General features: G+C 46.3%; 11 protein-coding genes, 1 tRNA gene, 2 rRNA genes and 1 pseudogene. 2 read left to right on the forward strand and 13 right to left on the reverse strand.

The window, feature by feature from the left end:
- Positions 1–930 (reverse strand): annotated as a pseudogene (locus KE627_RS02105) (dihydrolipoyl dehydrogenase family protein); the annotation flags it as partial.
- A 182-nt stretch (positions 931–1,112) separates the two neighbouring features.
- On the opposite strand from KE627_RS02105, the gene KE627_RS02110 reads away from it, so the two are divergent.
- Positions 1,113–2,090, forward strand: a complete 978-nt coding sequence (locus KE627_RS02110; RefSeq protein WP_013728393.1) for a polyprenyl synthetase family protein — start codon at positions 1,113–1,115, stop codon at positions 2,088–2,090.
- A gap of 324 nt (positions 2,091–2,414) precedes the next feature.
- Here the strand turns inward: KE627_RS02110 and cydC are convergent, their stop codons facing one another.
- The 4 genes from cydC to KE627_RS02130 all read right to left on the reverse strand — a co-directional run bounded on the left by cydC (position 2,415) and on the right by KE627_RS02130 (position 8,588).
- Entirely contained in the window at positions 2,415–4,157 is a 1,743-nt protein-coding gene (cydC, locus tag KE627_RS02115; RefSeq protein ID WP_013728394.1) for a thiol reductant ABC exporter subunit CydC, read from the reverse strand.
- Positions 4,154–5,884: a thiol reductant ABC exporter subunit CydD gene (gene cydD / locus KE627_RS02120; protein ID WP_013728395.1), complete on the reverse strand. Its 1,731-nt coding sequence runs from the start codon at positions 5,882–5,884 to the stop codon at positions 4,154–4,156. The genes cydC and cydD overlap by 4 nt, the downstream gene beginning before the upstream one ends.
- Before the next feature lie 243 nt (positions 5,885–6,127).
- Positions 6,128–7,141, reverse strand: a complete 1,014-nt coding sequence (cydB, locus tag KE627_RS02125; RefSeq protein WP_056938771.1) for a cytochrome d ubiquinol oxidase subunit II — start codon at positions 7,139–7,141, stop codon at positions 6,128–6,130.
- Positions 7,134–8,588 (reverse strand): cytochrome ubiquinol oxidase subunit I, encoded by a 1,455-nt coding sequence (locus tag KE627_RS02130; RefSeq protein WP_013728397.1) that lies wholly within the window; start codon positions 8,586–8,588, stop codon positions 7,134–7,136. The genes cydB and KE627_RS02130 overlap by 8 nt, the downstream gene beginning before the upstream one ends.
- 342 nt (positions 8,589–8,930) lie before the next feature.
- On the opposite strand from KE627_RS02130, the gene KE627_RS02135 reads away from it, so the two are divergent.
- Entirely contained in the window at positions 8,931–10,559 is a 1,629-nt protein-coding gene (locus tag KE627_RS02135; protein ID WP_013728398.1) for an NAD(P)/FAD-dependent oxidoreductase, read from the forward strand.
- Between the two features lie 75 nt (positions 10,560–10,634).
- On the opposite strand, the gene KE627_RS02140 is transcribed toward KE627_RS02135, so the two are convergent.
- From KE627_RS02140 to KE627_RS02175, 8 genes are all read right to left on the reverse strand, one after another.
- On the reverse strand, positions 10,635–11,411 hold the full coding sequence (locus KE627_RS02140) for an ABC transporter ATP-binding protein (protein WP_013728399.1): 777 nt from the start codon (positions 11,409–11,411) through the stop codon (positions 10,635–10,637).
- Positions 11,392–12,357, reverse strand: a complete 966-nt coding sequence (locus KE627_RS02145) for an iron ABC transporter permease (RefSeq protein ID WP_013728400.1) — start codon at positions 12,355–12,357, stop codon at positions 11,392–11,394. Before KE627_RS02145 ends, KE627_RS02140 begins: the two co-directional genes overlap by 20 nt.
- Positions 12,354–13,259, reverse strand: coding sequence for a heme ABC transporter substrate-binding protein IsdE (gene isdE, locus KE627_RS02150; RefSeq protein WP_013728401.1), 906 nt, complete (start codon positions 13,257–13,259; stop codon positions 12,354–12,356). The genes KE627_RS02145 and isdE overlap by 4 nt, the downstream gene beginning before the upstream one ends.
- Positions 13,260–13,276: 17 nt before the next feature.
- Positions 13,277–14,089 carry an NEAT domain-containing protein gene (locus KE627_RS02155; protein WP_056938769.1) on the reverse strand — a complete coding sequence of 271 codons (813 nt, stop codon included), beginning with the start codon at positions 14,087–14,089 and terminating at the stop codon, positions 13,277–13,279.
- The gene (locus KE627_RS02160; protein ID WP_056938768.1) at positions 14,073–15,263 is read right to left on the reverse strand and encodes an NEAT domain-containing protein; all 1,191 of its coding nucleotides are present in this window, start codon (positions 15,261–15,263) and stop codon (positions 14,073–14,075) included. Before KE627_RS02160 ends, KE627_RS02155 begins: the two co-directional genes overlap by 17 nt.
- A gap of 467 nt (positions 15,264–15,730) precedes the next feature.
- A tRNA-Thr gene (locus tag KE627_RS02165) sits at positions 15,731–15,803 on the reverse strand.
- A gap of 76 nt (positions 15,804–15,879) precedes the next feature.
- A 5S ribosomal RNA gene (gene rrf, locus KE627_RS02170) occupies positions 15,880–15,996 on the reverse strand.
- Positions 15,997–16,072: 76 nt separating this feature from the next.
- Positions 16,073–18,993, reverse strand: a 23S ribosomal RNA gene (locus tag KE627_RS02175).
- Between the last annotated feature and the right edge of the window lie 132 nt (positions 18,994–19,125).

Genomic DNA, 19,125 nt, shown 5'->3' on the forward strand with positions numbered 1-19,125 from the left:
AACCGGTGTTAGCTTGGGACGTTTGGTGCTGACGACATCTCCCATGGCAAAAATCTTTGGATTTGACGTCTGCAGGTGGTCGTCCACGATCACACCGTGTTGGTCGGTTTTGACACCAACATTTTGGATTCCAATCGTATCAACGTTGGGAATCCGCCCCGCCGTGCAGAAGACCATGTCAGTCGGCAGCTTAAAATTGTCTCCGGATAAAACAAACTGCTCGCCCACTTGGGTAATTTCTTGAACACCCGTATTCAAATGAAAATCAACGCCCAACTTGGCCAGTCTATCAACTTATTCGTGGACTAATTGTTGGTCAAACTGTTTGAGTGGCCGATCGTTATGATGAATCAGGTGAACCGTCGCTCCGGCCGCGCGGGCAATCCCGGCCAGTTCAAAGCCGATATAGCCACCACCGACAAAAGTGACGTCGTTTGGCAGATCATCGAGGTTCAAAAAGTCGGTACTGGTTTTGAAAAATTGACTGCCGGGAATATCTAAAATTCTTGGCCGCTGACCAGTCGCAATAACATATTGATCACCGGAAAGGCTTTGATTTCCAGCCGTCAGCAGCCCATCTGAATTGAATTGGGCATGCTCATGATACGTGTCGACCCCATCTGAAATCAACCCGTTGTTGGTGGCATCAGAAATTGGATTGGTATACTGCCGCTTGTGGCGCATGAGATCCGGCCAATTAACCGATACCGAGCCACTGATCCCGTTACCCTGCATATCATTGACAACTTGAGTGATCTCTAAACCGGACAATAAAATTTTCTTCGGATCGCACCCGCGATTGGGGCAGGTTCCACCAAACAAATTGTCTTCGACGACCGCCACGGTTTTGTGCTGTCTTCTGAGTGAGTGGGCCAAAGACCCGCCGGCAACCCCGCCGCCAAGAATGACGACATCATATTGTTTTGTCATTTAGTATTCCTCCATAAGCACCTAATTCATCGTTGATTGACGATTTCACACGACTAATTTCATAATCTTAAATCCATTGTAGAACACTTCGGAATTATTTCCACGTTGCCTTGATTGACAACTCCCCACGGAATTTGTATCTTAGATAATGTAATTAAAATTTTATTAAATTGAGGTATATCATGGTCCATGCACTTTGGCGTCAATTTCCGCGCATTAATTTAAAACTAATTGCTTTGGAACCCTATTTGTTAAACGCCGTCAATCTTCCCAACCAGCCCATTCATCATAAGATCAGCCAGTTGCTCAAATCCGGCGGAAAATTCCTGCGTCCGGGCTTCTTTTACATTTATTCAGAATTTGGTCAAGAGGTGGATCCAGCTAAAATTAAGGCTGGTGCCGCCGCAGTCGAATTACTGCATGTGGCAACTCTGATTCACGATGACGTGATTGATGAGTCGCCGATCCGAAGAGGCATCGAGACAATCCATACTGAATATGGCCAAAAAAACGCCATTTATGCGGGGGATTACCTATTTACCTGTTACTTTACCCAGGTGCTCAAATCGACTCAGGATCCGGCTAATATGAAGCGACACGTTGATGCCATGCAAACCATTTTAGCCGGCGAATTGGATCAAATGAAATACAACTTCAATCAACAAATGACTGAGGCAGATTATTTCCACGAAATTACCGGCAAAACCGCCGAATTATTCCGCCTTTGTTTCCAGCAAAGTGCCTTGGTAAGCCAAGCTTCGGATCAAATTTTCAAACTTGGCGGCGAAATTGGTCTAACGATCGGCCAAGCCTACCAAATTTTAGATGACATCTTGGATTACAGCGGTGATCCCCACCAGACCAAGAAACCCGTCCTTGAAGACCTCAAGTCCGGCGTTTACACCCTCCCATTAATTTTTGCCCTGCAGACGGCTCAGAAGCAATTAAAGCCACTGCTGGATAAACGTGAACAACTGACCCACGAAGACATTGCCCAAATCCAAGCCATCGTCGTTCAGTCGGGAGGATTGCAGCAAGCAATCCAATCTGCCAATCAGTTAACCGCTAAAGCCGAGAAGCTCATTGCCCAATTGCCTGAGCGAAGGGCCAAGCGCGACCTCCAGACCCTGACACAGCTATTATTAACCAGAAAGCAATAATTTATTTTGAAATATCAATTGCCACAGCCAGAGGACAGATATCTCCTGGCTGTGGCAATTTTTGCGTTTGATGCGGTTGATTGAGATGTGTGCCGATGACCCTGCCCCCTACTGTGTAAAACCAACCGCCCAACGATGAACCAAACCCGTTCATCCTTTGGCGGTTTGCTTTACACTCCGGGGCCACCCGGGTCTCGTTACACTCTTCCTAAATGTGTGCCGTCGACCCTGTCCCCTACTGTGTAAAACCAACCGTCCAACGATGAACCAAACCCGTTCATCCTTTGACGGTTTGCTTTACACTCCGGGGCCACCCGGGTCTCGTTACACTCTTCCTCTGTCCAAGTCATACAGCTGTCTGAATCTTGGCTGAGTCTTATACAGTTCCTGCGGGGTGCCCTGCATATCGAACTGGCCGTTTTCCATGAAACGAACCTGGTCGACGTGGGTAATCCCTGCCAAATGATGAGTGACCCAAATAATGGTCTTGTCATGAAGTAATTCAAAGACTTTATCCAACAACTTCTTTTCTGTGATCGGATCCAAACTTACCGTTGGCTCATCCAGAATAATAATCGGTGCATCCTGGAGTAAAATCCGCGCCAATGACAATCGCTGGCGCTCCCCACCTGAGAAGCGTTTACCAGCCTCTTGAACTTGGGTGTCGTATTGGTCGGGCAGCGACTCAATCAACTCTTTCAGTCCAACGGCGGCAATCGCATCTTTTACCTGCTGGTCACTGGCATTCACGTTCCCCAAGCGGACATTGTTCATGACCGTCGTGTCAAAAAGATACGGTTGTTGGTCAAGAATGCCAAACAGTGAAGAGCGGACGTCCTGGAGGCTTAAAATATTTTGCTGGTTAATCAGCACTTGGCCATCGGATGGTGTCAAATCTCCAACGACCAGCTTCAAGAAGGTACTCTTCCCAGTTCCGCTGGGTCCAAGCAATGCGACCTTTTCGCCTGGATGAATGGTCATCGAGATATGTTGAACCACGTCTCGATCACCATCGGCATACTTGAACGTCAAATCGTTAATTGAAAGTTCCTTGAACGGTTCAGCCAACGCCGTCTGCTTAACGGGTTTGACCGTGCCTGAATCTAGGGCGTTAACCCGCTCAATCGACCGTTTATAAACCGGCCACTCACTGGCACCTTGACTCATGTTGACAAATGGTGACACCGCTGGGAAAATGGCCAGCGCAAAGGCAGCCACCCAGTTGGCCAAGGATTTGGAGGCGGTGAACTGATTAGCCGACCAGACCAGCAGAACCAAAGTCGTTAGTAAAATAACAAATTGAACCAGAAATGATCGCCACCACTGGAAGTAATGATCTCGTTTCCGCAGGGCTGCAATGGCCTTAATTGGTTTCTTCTGCAGGTTGATGAAGTCGTTGTAACGACCGGAAATCAGCCAGTCGCCCAATCCCAAAACTTCATCGGTTAAATTCGTATAGAATTCGTGTTGAATTTGATGCTGTTTAAATTCCCGAACCCCGTTGGTGGCGACTGACGCCAAAGGCATCACAATCGTGATAATCCCTAATAACAGTAACATCAGTAAACCGACCACCCAGTTCAGTGAACCGACACCGATCACCACGAAAATGTACAACAGCCAACCGATTACCATAGGAAAAACGGTTCGCAGATACAAGTTTTCGATGTGATCAATATCGTCGGCTAAAATACTCAAGATATCACCGGTTTGGTGAGAGCGTTGAATGGCCGATGCCTTTTGCTCAACGGTTTGATACAGCTTTTTTCTGAAGTCAGACACGATTCGCAGCACCCAATTATGGCTGGTTAACCGTTCAACATATCGAAAGACTGGCCGGGCAATTCCAAAGGCTCGGGCCAAAACAACCGGTACATAAATATAAATAATACTTGAAGGCTGTCTGGCAGCCTCACTGATCAGATATCCGGAGTTAAACATCAAAGCGCCGCCAGAGAAGAAGGTCATGAATCCCAGGAATAAGACCAGGACCAGTAAGCCCTTGTATTTACGCAGGTAAGGCATGACCCAGGTGTCGTTTTCGAATGTTTTTCTAAAATTTTTCATAGGTCTGCCGCCTCCATTTCTGAACGAAGTTTGACGTAATCACCATTTCGCTGAGCGAGTTGGTCAGGTGTCCCCTGTTCAACCAAGCGACCATGATCCATGACTAACACATAGTCCATCTCACCAATCCAGTGAAGCCGATGGGTTGCGAAGAACACCAGGTGATCATTGAAGACGGGCAGAATATCCTGCTTCAAACTGGCTTCAGTTTCAATATCCAAATGAGCAGTCGGCTCATCAAATAAGAGCACTTTTCGATTGGGATCAAGAAAAGCTCGGGCCAAAGCAATCCGCTGTGCCTGACCACCACTGACCGTCCGGGCACCCTCCCCAATCATGGTATTAAGCCCGTCCGGCAAGGTATTAATCCAGTCGGTCAGGCCCGCCTTGTCAGCTGCATTTGAAATCGCAGCTTCAGTGGCATCCGCGACGTAAAACGAAATGTTATCGGCTAACGTGGCGTGAAAGAGATAGGGATTTTGAGGAATATACAGAAAGTTTTTCTGCCAATTAGCTTGGTTCAGGTGTGGCAGCGGCTGGCCGTTAATCGAGATTTGATTTTGACCATCCGGGGACAAAAAGCCACCAATCAGATTAATCAAAGTCGATTTGCCGGATCCCGATGCACCGATGATGCCGATCTTCTGCATCCCCTTGATATCAATCGAAATATCTTTAAGCGTCGGTTCCTTGCTTCCCGGATAGGTCAAGGAAGCTTGATTCAATTTCAAGGTTGAATCGTTGTTCCATTTCAAATCAGGCAAAACTTCGCGTTGGCTCATCTCAGGCTCATGAAGGACGTCCAAGACGGCGCTCATCGCGTTCTTACCGTTCAAAGTTGCGTGATAGTCGTTGGCAAAATTCCGGATTGGCAGAAAATACTCCGGCGCCAATACCAAAATGGTCAACGCGGGTAAGAGCATGACTTTACCATCCATCAAATCAAATCCTAGAAAGACTGCGACGACTGCGATCGACAAAGTGGTAAAGAAATCCAGGGCAAATGTCGATGTTAAGGCGATTCTCAACGTGGACATCGTTTCTGTCCGATAAGATTCGCTGACTTCATAGACATTGTCAGCATAGCGCTTAGAAAGGCCCAGCTGCTTTAAAGTCGGCAGGCCCCGTAAGGTATCCACAAAGTGATTAGACAGGCGCTGATAGCCTTCATATTGCCGATCTGCCTTACTCTGAGCTGCCAGTCCAAGAATAATCATGAATAAAATGATAATTGGAAAAATAGCAAATAAGAAAATCGCTTGTTCCCAACGCAGGAACAGGACGTATAACAAAATCAGCCACGGCGTAATCGACATATCCAAGATCTTGATAACAACCAACATCAAATAAGTCTGAACCTGGTCAATTCCTTCAAGGGCCATCGTGACGATGTTTCCAGTTCCCCGTTTATCAATTTCAGCGGGACCGAGTCGGAAAATCTTGGCCATCAAATCTTCCCGCATATCGCCACTTGTCTTTTCAACGAACGGAAATAATACGTGGTTTTCGGCGACAGTCAACAAATGCCGCCCTAAAAATGCAACGGTAAACACAACGGTGGGCCAAATAATTGTGTTGATCGACTGCAGATTCCACAGGTTCACGATTGCAATTGACAGTGCGCGAGCCTGAGCAATTATTGCGATTGCCTGAATGAAGACCAGAATCCCTAAAATAACGGCATACTTTTTCATCCCCGGCAGATCAAACAATCTTTTATCAATCAAACTTTTCACTCCCCCAGAACAAAATTAATTACAATTCCTAGTATAAAGAATTATTGCGCACAATGAAATATGTGAGCGGTTTATTTCTTGATTTATTTGGTTTTTAACACGAGTTACCGCCAAAAATTCCGGGCAAAACAAAAAGACCAGCGATAAGCCGAAACGTTTATCATTGGCCTTTCAGTTGATACGCATATCATTAACTGAAAATCATTTACCCGGATCGTTGGATTCAGTTAAATACTATTCAGCAACTTGCTTTGGTGACTTGATTCGCTTGTAGAATACCCAGTAGCTCCAAATGAAGTAGATGAGCACAATTGGTAAAATCGTGAATGTCAAAATCGTCATCAAGTGCAGCGTATATGGTGAACTTGAAGCATTTTTAATTAAGATTGAATTTGCGTTGTTCGTCGCAATCATAACCCGTGGGAATAAACCGTTGAAAATCAGGACAACGACACTGATTAAAGAAAGCCCACTGGCAATGAATGATGTCCAATCATGGCTGGACTGAGCGCCCCACCATGCAGCCAAGGTAAAGATGACCAAGGCGATCAAGATTCCCCAAGTTGACATTGGTTTACGAGTAAAGAAGTCAGTTGTTAAGTAAAGTAAGACAACAAAGACAACTTCACCGGCAAGCAGAACCGGATAGAGAACTTTACTCCACTTTTCTGCTCGTTCTCTTAATTCACCGCTGGTCTTCAAACGCAGGAAGTTTAATCCATGAATGAAGCAAAGCAGTGAAACGGCGACACCGCCGACAATCGAGAACCAGTTGACATAAGTGGTGAAACTTCCAAAGATATCCCCATTTTTATCAATCGGAACACCTTGAATCATACTGGTGAACATCATCCCGAATAAGAATGCGGCACAGAAACTACCAATTGATGATGCCCATTCCCAGAAATTACGCCAAGTATCCGTCTGCATATTTGCACGGAACTCAAATGAAACGCCACGGAAAATCAAGGCAACCAAGATTAAGAACAAGACAAGGTAGTATCCTGAAAATAGTGAAGCATACCACATTGGAAATGATGCAAACATCGCACCACCGGCAGTGATCAGCCAAACTTCATTTCCATCCCAATGCGGGCCAATTGTTTGGATGACGGTATCACGTTCAGCCCGGTTCTTAGCAAAGAATCGAACGGACATCCCGATACCAAAGTCAAACCCTTCAAGGAAGAAGAAGCCACTAAACAACACACCAATCAATAGAAACCAAATAAATTGATAACTAGTCATTATGAGCCGCCCCCATTTCGTATGGATCTACCTTTTGATCAGCTGCTTGTGGTTCGCTGGAGTATCCGTCAGTCTGAACTGAATCCGGTCCTTGTTTGAGAACCCGGTGACTCAGGATAATCATGACAGCTCCAAGCGATGCAAAGATCAAGAAGTAAACGATGTTGGTGAACATCAGGCTTGCCACGGTAGACGTTGGCGATACCGCATCGGCAATGGTCAAAAGTCCGTAAACAACCCATGGATAACGGCCAAATTCAGTAACGAACCAGCCACAGGTGTTAACGATAAACGGCAGCCAAACCATCAAGCCCATGAGGTATAGGAACCAGCGTTGCCTCATAATGCTTTGTGACTTCTTACGGTTGAACCATAACCCAATGATGGCAACTAAGCCGAATAAGCCGGCAGAAATAGCCATGATTCGGAAGCTATAGAACAAAGTACGAGTTGGAACATAATAATTCCGTGTTTCACCATTTTTATTGTACTTTGCCTTTAATTCTTTGTTGATCTGTTGTTGACCTTTGAAAGTTCCGTTCAAACTATGGTGACCAAGAATATTCAAAACATAAGGAACCTCAATTGACCAGGTTGTCTTGTGATTCTTAGTACCCTGGATCACTGACCAATTGCCCTTTTGAGTTGAGTTCTTCCAGAGGCCTTCCATAGCAGCAAACTTCATCGGTTGGTTATTAATCAGGTAACGTGTTTGCGTATCACCTGACCATACAGAACCTAAGCAGGCACAAAGCCCAATGATGAGTGAAACCTTCATTGACTTGCGGTAGAAGTGCTCATGATCCTTCTTAAGTAAACGCCAAGCAGAACAGCCGGCAACAACAAATGCAGCCGTTAAGAATGCCCCGAAAATAACGTGTGGAAATTCGTTCCACAACTGACGGTTCATAATAACAGCAGAGAAACTGGTCATTTCAACTTTGTGTTGAGCAGCATTCATTGCGTAACCAACTGGGTTTTGCATAAAGCTGTTGGCCGCCAAAATCCAAAGTGCAGATAGTGTCGAACCAAAAGCAGTCAGCCAAATGAACAAACAGTGAACCACTTTGTTGAAACGGTCCCACGTGAACATCCAAAGGCCAATGAATGTCGATTCCAAGAAGAAGGCTGCCAAGGCTTCAATTGCCAGTGGCGCACCAAAAATATCCCCCATAAATCTTGAATAATCCGACCAGTTCATTCCAAACTGGAACTCTTGAATAATACCAGTTACAACACCAACGGCAAAACTATACAGGAAAATCTTCCCCCAGAATTTTGTCATGTTTTTGTATGTTTCATCCTTGGTCACAACGTAACACGTTTCCATAATTGCAACAATAAAAGCTAAACCAATGGAAAACGGTACGAAGAAGAAGTGAAACACAGTGGTCATCGCAAATTGAAACCGCGACAACCCAAGCATCGTGACGCCAATATTTAACATTGTCGTATCCCCCCTTACTAAATATTAATGAGTTATCCTCATATACCCTTATTGTATATAGAAATGGTTCAACATTCAATCAAAATACTAATTAATTATCAGCAATTACTCATAATCCTGCACTGTTATTGACACAATCCCGCCCGAAACATGTAAACGTCGTCAATCAATCAATGTGAAGGACTTAGATTAGGGAAGAAATGCTTGTGAAATTATTGCAATGGCTTTCATTAGACAATTGTCAAAGCCACATTTATAATAAGGGTGATAAGATTAGTTTATGCTATTATTGTAATTTTCTAAAGCAATCTTATTTTAATTATTCCAAAGGGGGAAAATTTCATGACAAAGAACATCGTCGTCATTGGTGCCGGTTTCGCAGGCGTTTACGCAACCAAGCAATTGGCTAAGCGATTCAAGAGCAACTCTGACGTCCAAATTACATTGATCGATCGTCACTCGTACTTCACTTATCTGACCCGATTACACGAAGTTGCGACCGAGCGGGTTGACCCAAGCAGCATCCAGTATGACCTGCAACGGATTTTTCACAAGCAGAAAAACGTGCAGCTCGTTACGGATAATGTCACGTCAGTCGATAAGGACAAGAAAATTGTCAACGGTGAACATGGCACGTATCCATTTGACAGCCTGCTGATCAGTATGGGTGGCGAGCCTAATGACTTCGGGACACCCGGCGTTAAAGAAAATGGTTTCACGCTCTGGTCAATGGAAGACGCACTCCGACTTCGAGCGCATATTCGTGAAATCATTGGCCGAGGAGCTGTTGAACGTGATCCCGACAAACGTCGTGCAATGCTCACAATTGTGGTCTGTGGTTCCGGATTTACCGGTGCCGAAACCATTGGTGAATTAATTGATTACAAGAAAGTCCTGGCAAGAGATTACAAGCTGGATCCTGACGAGATTCACATTCTCTTGGTTGAAGCTGCCCCAACAATTATCAACATGCTTGATCGAACCAATGCTGCTCACGCAGAGAAGTACATCAAGGATCACGACGTTGAAGTTCGACCATCATCCATGATTACCTCAGTTAATCCAGACAGCGTCGACATTAAGGATCAGGATTCAATTCCAACCAACACCTTGATTTGGACTGCCGGGGTTAAAACCAACCACGTTGCCGACAGTTTCGGAATTGACGCCGGCCGTGGCGGTCGATTGATTACCAATCAATATCTCCAGGCAAAGGGCTTTGAAGATAAAAGTATTTACGTTGCCGGTGATGACTCCAACGCCACTGAGCAAGGTGCTGAACGTGCCGTTCCACAAACTGCTCAAGAGGCTGAAAATGAAGCCGTTGTTTCCTCTGCCAACATTGCTGCTGACATTGAAGGCAACCACAACTACACCGAATTCCATGACAAGAACATGGGCTTCACCGTTTCATTTGGTGCTCGTTATGGGATTGCCCAAGTATTCGGCGGCAAACGAGTCCGTGGCTGGCTGGCAACGATTATGAAGCACGGGACCAACCTCTTGTACTTCATGCGAATTCATTCCGGTTACTTCATGATGCAGTATATCTTGCAAGAATTCTTCCGGGTTGATAACAACCGAACTGTGCTGCCTGGTATTACTGCCCGTCAGGGGAACGCTTTGTGGAGTGTTCCGCTAAGAATGTTCTTGGGAATCGTCCTAATGGTTGATGCATTCTCTTACAACGCCATTATTCCAGTGGGCTTTGGCCTGACTGCGATTGAAGGCATTATTGGCTGCCTGTTGTTCTTCGGTCTATTCACTTGGATTGCCAGTTTGGCATTAATCGTGATCTTCTTCATGGGGATTGCCAGCTGGCCGCATGCTTGGATCGTCTTTGCGGCGATTGCCTTAATGAATGGATCCGGTCGTTCCATTGGTTTGGACTACTGGTTCGTTCCATGGCTGCAAAAGACTTGGGGCCGTTCACGTTATGGCATTCCAAAGTCACTTTACAAAAATAAATAACCGTTAAATGAAATAAGAGGCTGGAACAAAAGATTTTGTTCCAGCCTCTATTTGTGTCTGAATGTTATCTAGCACTTATGATTCAGCTTGAGTTTCCGGTATCTCAACAATGTACTTGCCATAATGAGGAACATCGACAATTTGAATATTAGTCTCAAAAATGTTGGCTAGTAATTCACGATCGTAGCATTCTTCCGGTTTGCCGACTTTTACCAGTTCACCCCGTTTGACCAGCCACAAAACATCACTGATCTTAAATGCCTGATTGATATCATGAATCACCATGATAATCGTGATGTGCTTCTGCTCATTAAGCTGCTTCAAAATCCCCATCAGTTCGGCTTGGTAGTGAATGTCCAAGTAAGTCGTTGGTTCATCCAGCAATAGATATGTCGGATCTTGGGCCAAAGCGGAAGCTAACCAGACTCTTTGGCGTTGGCCGCCAGATAACGACGACAGCGGCCGCTGTGCCAATGATGTCAAATGAGTGACCTGAATATACTTGGCCACCTCGGCGTCAGAAATTGTCGCCAGCAGGCCGTGGTGTGCCAACCTGCCTGTTTTAACAACATCAATCACTTTCATATCATCAAAAATATCGTTTTGCTGACTAACAACTGCAACCTTGGTCGCCAACTGTTTCCGAGGAATCGAACTAATTGGCTGCCCGTCAAGATCAACTTCACCACCGGACGGTTGGAAAATGCCCGCCATCAATTTTAACAGGGTCGACTTGCCGGCGCCATTTGGACCGATAATCGATAGAATGTGCCCCACCGGAATTGTCGCACTGATCTCATTTAAAAGGGTCGGTTGTTGTGGATAATGATAACTAACTTGATTTAAGTCCATTAAAATTCTTCCTTTGCAACATCAAGATTAAGAATGGGCCGCCAATGACGGTCATAATGACCGCGGCGGACAATTCACTGGGCAACACGACAATTCGGCCGATGGTGTCAACAACTAATAACAGCCAAGCGCCCATGAGCATCGACAGCGGAATGATGGTTTGATAATCTCTCCCCACTAAATAACGAACAACGTTGGGGACAACGATTCCCATGAACGGAACCGTGCCGACAACTGAAGAAACGCCGGAGGATAAATAGACAACCACCAACAGCAATGCCAGACGCATCATCGAAGCCGAAACCCCTTTGGTCTGCAGCTGCTCGGTTGATAATTTGAGATAGTTGGCCCACGGTGAAATAACGACTGCCGCGAACATCCCACTGACACCCAAAAATAACAGTACTTCGGTCTGCGACCAGGTAATCCCGTTAAAAGAGCCCGTCGTCTGGCCGCCAAATCCATTGGCAAACAGCTGCTCGAACCCGGTAAAGGTCAGCATCATCGCCACACCAATGATAATCAGCCGGTATGGGCTCTTGAGTGCCGGCCCCCGGGTTAACAGTAAGAGTGCAAATAAGCCGCCAAGGATGGAAAAAATAAACTTGCTGGCAGGAAATGCCGGTAGAAGCATTGTCCCAATGAGAATGAAGAAGTCTGAAGCGCTGGTCACTCCCAGAATACTGGGGTCTGCCAACACATTTCGAAAGGCAGCCTGGCTGGCAGCTCCTGCTACCGCAAGCATACCCCCACACAGCATGGTTGAAAGAATCCGCGGAAAGCGAATGTTAATCAACACGTCCAGTTGATTGGGATTGCCCCCTTGAAAGGCGGTCATCATTTGTTGGGGGGTAATGAAGCTGGCCCCCAACATCATCGCAAACAAAATGGTGATGACAAGCATCACCAAAATTGTCGAATACCATATTTTTTCAGATTTAGTCAATTCGTTTGGCTCCCTTCTTGAGGATACAGCCAATTCGAAACGATCTGCAAGGCTTTGGCAGCCCGCATATTGGCAGTTGCATCAAAGTTGGGTTCTTCCAGATCATAAACGCGATGATTCTTAACGGCAGGCAGCGTCTTCCACATCGGATCGGATTTAAATTCCGAGTTAAATTGTGGGATCACGATATTGGGTAAGGCGTGTGCCAATCGCAAAATAACCTGTGGCTGCGCTTTTTTGATGGCTTCATCGTTGGGAGAGACAAACTCTTGTGTCTTTGAAGAGAAAACATTGTGACCACCGGCAATTGCGACTAAATCACCAACGTAGGATTGATTAGTGGCAATCATATAGGAAGCCCCAGGTAACCCCATCAAGACAAGCACCCGAGGTTTGGTGGCATGGCGCTTGGCAACCAGTTTAACATGCTGCTCTGCCTGGTCAATTTGATCAACTGCGTGTTTGGCCTGGGCTTTTCGCTGATATTGTTTCCCCATTGCGGTCACCGTTTGTTTCAATTTGGTGACGCTGGTTAAATCCAGAAAATGGGGCGTAATATGGCGTTCCTTAAATGCCCTTCCAAATTGGTCCTGCAGGGTCGTCACGGAATAGACGACGGTCGGTTTTAAACTGGCAATTTTTTCAACACTAGGATTCATCGGATTGCCAACCCGGGCAGCGTGCGCATAACGCGCCGGAATTTTATTTTGAGTTGTCGGCACACCGACCAGCGGGAGATCGAGCTTATCTGCAATTTGAACGACCGCAAAAGTCGTTGCCACAATCCGAGCTTTTTTCTGATGATTGGCAGCACCGATTCGGCTCATAAAGATACCGCCCAACACGCCAACTACCAAAACAAGTGAGAGCACAATTAAAGCGATCTTACGAGATCCTTTCATTATCCTTATTGCCCCCTCTAATGTTTAAAGTAAATCCACAATCCTGCTGAAAGTCCGGCAATCACAGTCACGCCGCCGACAATCCAAGGAACCCCGCTCTTTTTTGCTTGGGGTTTGTCTGAAGTCTTTTTAGCTGGTTTGGTCAGGTTACTGCTGGCCTTACTTGGCTGTGATGAGGCTTTCTTGGCGGAAGACTGTTTTGCTTTGGGTTGCTTTGTCTTGGTTGAGCTAGCAGTCTTAGCAGCTTTTTTGGTCTTCTTTGGTGCATTGGCTTTGGGTCGACTGTTGGTTTGCTTTGCCTTCGTACTTGGACTAGTAGCCGCCTTAGGCTTTGTCGTTGACGTAGCTGTCTTAGGTGTCGCCACTGCGGCGTGCGTCCTTCCCAAGCTTGGCAGACCAGCCGTACTAAATTTGAACGAAATCAAGTGATGGGCCTTATAAACCTTGGGCACGTCAATAGCGAGCTTGGCATTGATCCGTTTCTTCAGGTTATTAGCATAAAATGAATAGTACAGCAGCGAATCTCCGGCCCGGTCTTTCACGCGACGGACATTTAATGGCGCTTTACCGTTGACCCAATTCACTTTGACTGGAAATGATGACAAACTCTTGGCAGTTTTAATTTCCATCGTGACGTAATAGAGATGATTTTTCACCACCACATTGGCCGGCTTAACAAAATAGCCGTCTGCCATTGACGTTTGATTGGTTCCATAGCGCAATGGGTGATAGGCAATGGTTTGAGCACTAGCTGGAATAATTGAAACGATGAACAGTCCAATGGCGACAAAGAGGCCCAATAGCCACTTTGATCTATTTGACAATTCCATGATTACTCCCCCAAACAAAAGATAATCCTGATACGAGTGCTAATCCAAGCATTGACAAGCTGTTTTGGCTGGCATCACCAGTTTGTGGTAATTTAGTCTGGCTGGAAGTGCTCAGCTTAGCTGAAGTAGCTGTCGGTACAACAGCAACATGCTTGCTGGCCTTGGCAGGCGCTTTTTGGCTAAACTTGAAACGAATTGGCCAAGTTGTATTGATTTGGGCTTGAGGGACAACCACATGGATTGAACCCTTGATAACTTTCTTCAAAGTTTTGAATGATGAAACGTTAAATGAATAAGTCATGGTGTAGTAATTAGTCGTTTGACCATAACTAACAACTGAGGATTTCACTTTGCGGCCATTGATGGTCACTGGGCGAACAGCTTTTGACCCCAACTTTAAGTTCTTCTTGTAAGCAACCTTCAGTTGGACGTTGTAGTGCTTAGCAATTTTTTTAATCACGGCCGTTCGAGTGTAATATTGGTTAGCCATTGACTTTGAATTTGAGTCACCCTTTAAAACCACATACTTTCGAGTTGTGGTTGGCACCTTTGCTTTAGCGGTGGTCTTCTTTTTGGTGGTAACAGTTGACGTGGTCGTTGTCGTCGGAGTTGTAGCCGAACTGCTGGTAGCTGCAGGCGTTGTGGCACTGCTGCTGGTGGCTGCAGGTTCGGTCGTGGTACTTGAATCAGTTGTCGTGGTTGTGGCGGCATCTGATCCAGGAACCTTTACAGCATCTGCCCAGTCAAACGAAAAGTCGGCAGATTCTTGCATTTGTCCAAGAATTGGAATGTTATGAAGCGTAAAGCTAACCGGCATAGTGCTGCTTGGATTGGTCAAATTGAACGTTAAGGTTCCATTGTTCCCAGAGGTCACAATTGGCAATGCCGTTTGATCCCCCATCGTCATGCTGGCAATATAGTTGGCACCGTTTGTCGTAATGACAGTCGTATAGGTTCCTTTAGACACTGTCACCTGGGCAGTTTGGTCAAAAAAATGATTGGCAATCGATTGAGAACTGCTGCCGCTCTTCAATAAAGTAATTGGTACAGTGTACGAAGCGTCACTTAGGTTGACAGAATCAGCCTTAGCATTGGATGAAAATGCACCCCCCACAAATGCGAAAATAATTGCTACAAAAACAAACTGAATAAAATGTACAAAACGTTTTTTCATGCGAAAATCCCCCTTTAGGTATAAAAATAATTGTACACAGTAAGTTTACCATTAGTTTGGAGGTAAATAACGTCAAATTTGTGAATTGATAGGCAAAAAGCATTACTTTTTCTCAAGCGCTTTCTTGCCACATTGTTTATGGATTTTGCTCTTAAACAACTGACGAAGTTAATTAATCAAAATATTTATCTGGTTAATGAACAACGGCTGATTTGTTAGGAACGCACTGAACAAAGAAAACCCAGCCAGTACTTCACGTTTTTTTGCCGGAACAAGCGTTCTTGGCGATCGTGTGGGTGCCAACCTCACCGCCGGTATCACAGCAAGCAAAGTCCATATAAGAGCATCATACATCGTCTGTTGTTTGAGATACTTCGATACCACTGAGTCCTTACAAAAAATGCCTCCAGCCCTCATCATAAGAGGCTGGAAGCACTGGGCGGTTCATCAATCTAAATGTATCTGACAGCCATTGCCAGGATTTGAACCTGGGACCTTTTCCTTACCATGGAAATGCTCTACCTTCTAAGCTACAACGGCATGGTTGAATCAAAGAACATAAATCGATATTATCAAAAAAAGCACCGATAGTAAATACTATCGATGCTTTAGGATTGCGTGGCAACGTCCTACCCTCGCAGGGGGCGATCCCCCAACTACTCTTGGCGTGCAGAAGCTTAACTTCTGTGTTCGGCATGGGAACAGGTGTATCCTTCTGGCTATCGCCACCACACTATTTTTCCTTGAAAGAACTTCGTTCTCTCAAAACTAGCTAATATTAATTTTCTGCCCTTGAACACCATTTCTACTTGGTTAAGTCCTCGACCGATTAGTATTGGTCCGCTCCGTACATCACTGCACTTCCACTTCCAACCTATCTACCTGATCATCTCTCAGGGGTCTTACTTCCATATAGGAATGGGAAATCTCATCTTGAGGTAAGTTTCACACTTAGATGCTTTCAGCGTTTATCTCATCCATACGTAGCTACCCAGCGGTGCGCCTGGCGGCGCAACTGGTACACCAGCGGTATGTCCATCCCGGTCCTCTCGTACTAAGGACAGCTCCTCTCAAATTTCCTACGCCCGCGACGGATAGGGACCGAACTGTCTCACGACGTTCTGAACCCAGCTCGCGTACCGCTTTAATGGGCGAACAGCCCAACCCTTGGGACCGACTACAGCCCCAGGATGCGATGAGCCGACATCGAGGTGCCAAACCTCCCCGTCGATGTGGACTCTTGGGGGAGATAAGCCTGTTATCCCCAGGGTAGCTTTTATCCGTTGAGCGATGGCCCTTCCATACGGTACCACCGGATCACTAAGCCCGACTTTCGTCCCTGCTCGACCTGTCTGTCTCGCAGTCAAGCTCCCTTCTGCCTTTACACTCGTTGAATGATTTCCAACCATTCTGAGGGAACCTTTGGGCGCCTCCGTTACTGTTTGGGAGGCGACCGCCCCAGTCAAACTGCCTACCTGACACTGTCTCCCGCCACGCTAAGTGGCGCGGGTTAGAGTGTTCACACAGCGAGGGTAGTATCCCACCAACGCCTCTGCCGAAACTAGCGTTCCGGCTTCAATGGCTCCTACCTATCCTGTACAAGCTGTGTCAACACCCAATATCAAGCTACAGTAAAGCTCCATGGGGTCTTTCCGTCCTGTCGCGGGTAACCTGCTTCTTCACAGGTATCTTAATTTCACCGAGTCTCTCGTTGAGACAGTGCCCAGATCGTTACGCCTTTCGTGCGGGTCGGAACTTACCCGACAAGGAATTTCGCTACCTTAGGACCGTTATAGTTACGGCCGCCGTTTACTGGGGCTTCATTTCTGGGCTTCGCCGAAGCTAACTCATCCACTTAACCTTCCAGCACCGGGCAGGCGTCAGCCCCTATACGTCATCTTACGATTTTGCAGAAACCTGTGTTTTTGATAAACAGTCGCCTGGGCCTTTTCACTGCGGCTGTGCTTGCGCACAGCACCCCTTCTCCCGAAGTTACGGGGTCATTTTGCCGAGTTCCTTAACGAGAGTTCACTCGCTCACCTGAGGATTCTCTCCTCGACTACCTGTGTCGGTTTGCGGTACGGGTAGTTGATGACTCACTAGAAGCTTTTCTCGGCAGTGTGACGTTGGTTGCTTCCCTACTTAAATTTCGGTCCTCATCACCACTTGTCAACCCGCCAAAAAGCATTTGACTCTTTGACTGACTTGTGGCTTGAACATCCCTTTCCAACTGGATGCACAACTTAGCCTCCTGCGTCCCTCCATCGCTCAAACATCATCAACTAGTACAGGAATCTCAACCTGTTATCCATCGCCTACGCCTTTCGGCCTCGGCTTAGGTCCCGACTAACCCTGGGAGGACGAGCCTTCCCCAGGAAACCTTAGTCATTCGGTGGATCAGATTCTCACTGATCTTTCGCTACTCATACCGGCATTCTCACTTCTAAGCGCTCCACCAGTCCTTACGGTCTAGCTTCATTGCCCTTAGAACGCTCTCCTATCACTTGACCAAAGGTCAAGTCCACAGTCTCGGTAATATGCTTAGCCCCGGTAAATTTTCGGCGCGGAATCACTCGACTAGTGAGCTATTACGCACTCTTTAAATGATGGCTGCTTCTGAGCCAACATCCTAGTTGTCTATGCAACTCCACATCCTTTTCCACTTAGCATATATTTAGGGACCTTAACTGGTGGTCTGGGCTGTTCCCCTTTTGACGATGGATCTTATCACTCACCGTCTGACTCCCGGATAAAAATCAATGGTATTCGGAGTTTATCTGAACTTAGTAACCCATGACGGGCCCCTCATCCAAACAGTGGCTCTACCTCCATGATTCTACGTCCGAGGCTAGCCCTAAAGCTATTTCGGAGAGAACCAGCTATCTCCAAGTTCGTTTGGAATTTCACCGCTACCCACACCTCATCCCAGCACTTTTCAACGTACACGGGTTCGGGCCTCCAGTGCGTTTTACCGCACCTTCACCCTGGACATGGGTAGATCACCTGGTTTCGGGTCTACAGCAACATACTAAAACGCCCATTTCAGACTCGCTTTCGCTGCGGCTCCGGCTTTTAAACCTTAACCTGGCATGTTACCGTAACTCGCCGGTTCATTCTACAAGAGGCACGCTATCACCCATTAACGGGCTCTAACTGCTTGTAGGCACATGGTTTCAGGAACTATTTCACTCCCCTTCCGGGGTGCTTTTCACCTTTCCCTCACGGTACTGGTTCACTATCGGTCACTAGAGAGTATTTAGCCTTGGGAGATGGTCCTCCCGGATTCCGACGACGTTTCACGTGTGTCGCCGTACTCAGGATCCTGAACTGAGGGTCATTGATTTCACCTACGGGGCTATCACCCTGTTTCGCCAACCTTCCCAGATTGTTCGATTATCAACAACTTTGGTAACTCAAATGTTCAGTCCTACAACCCCAATGAGCAAGCTCATTGGTTTGGGCTGTTCCCCGTTCGCTCGCCGCTACTGAGGGAATCGAAAATTTCTTTCTGCTCCTGTGGGTACTGAGATGTTTCAGTTCCCCACGTCTACCTCTATACAGCTATGAATTCACTATATAGTAACAGTCGATTAAAACTGCTGGGTTTCCCCATTCGGAAATCTCCGGATCAAAGCTTACGTACAGCTCCCCGAAGCATATCGGTGTTAGTCCCGTCCTTCATCGGCTTCTAGTGCCAAGGCATCCACCATGCGCCCTTTTTAACTTAACCTGTACATCACGACGTGATGCAAAGTTAATTGAGTATTTGCGATTTTTTCTAGTTAACAAACTCAAAATAACGCGGTGTTCTCGGTTGAAATTATATAAATACAATTTCAAAAAATTATTACAGAAAATTAAT

It is taken from the genome of Lentilactobacillus buchneri, assembly GCF_018314255.1.
Lineage (GTDB): Bacteria > Bacillota > Bacilli > Lactobacillales > Lactobacillaceae > Lentilactobacillus > Lentilactobacillus buchneri.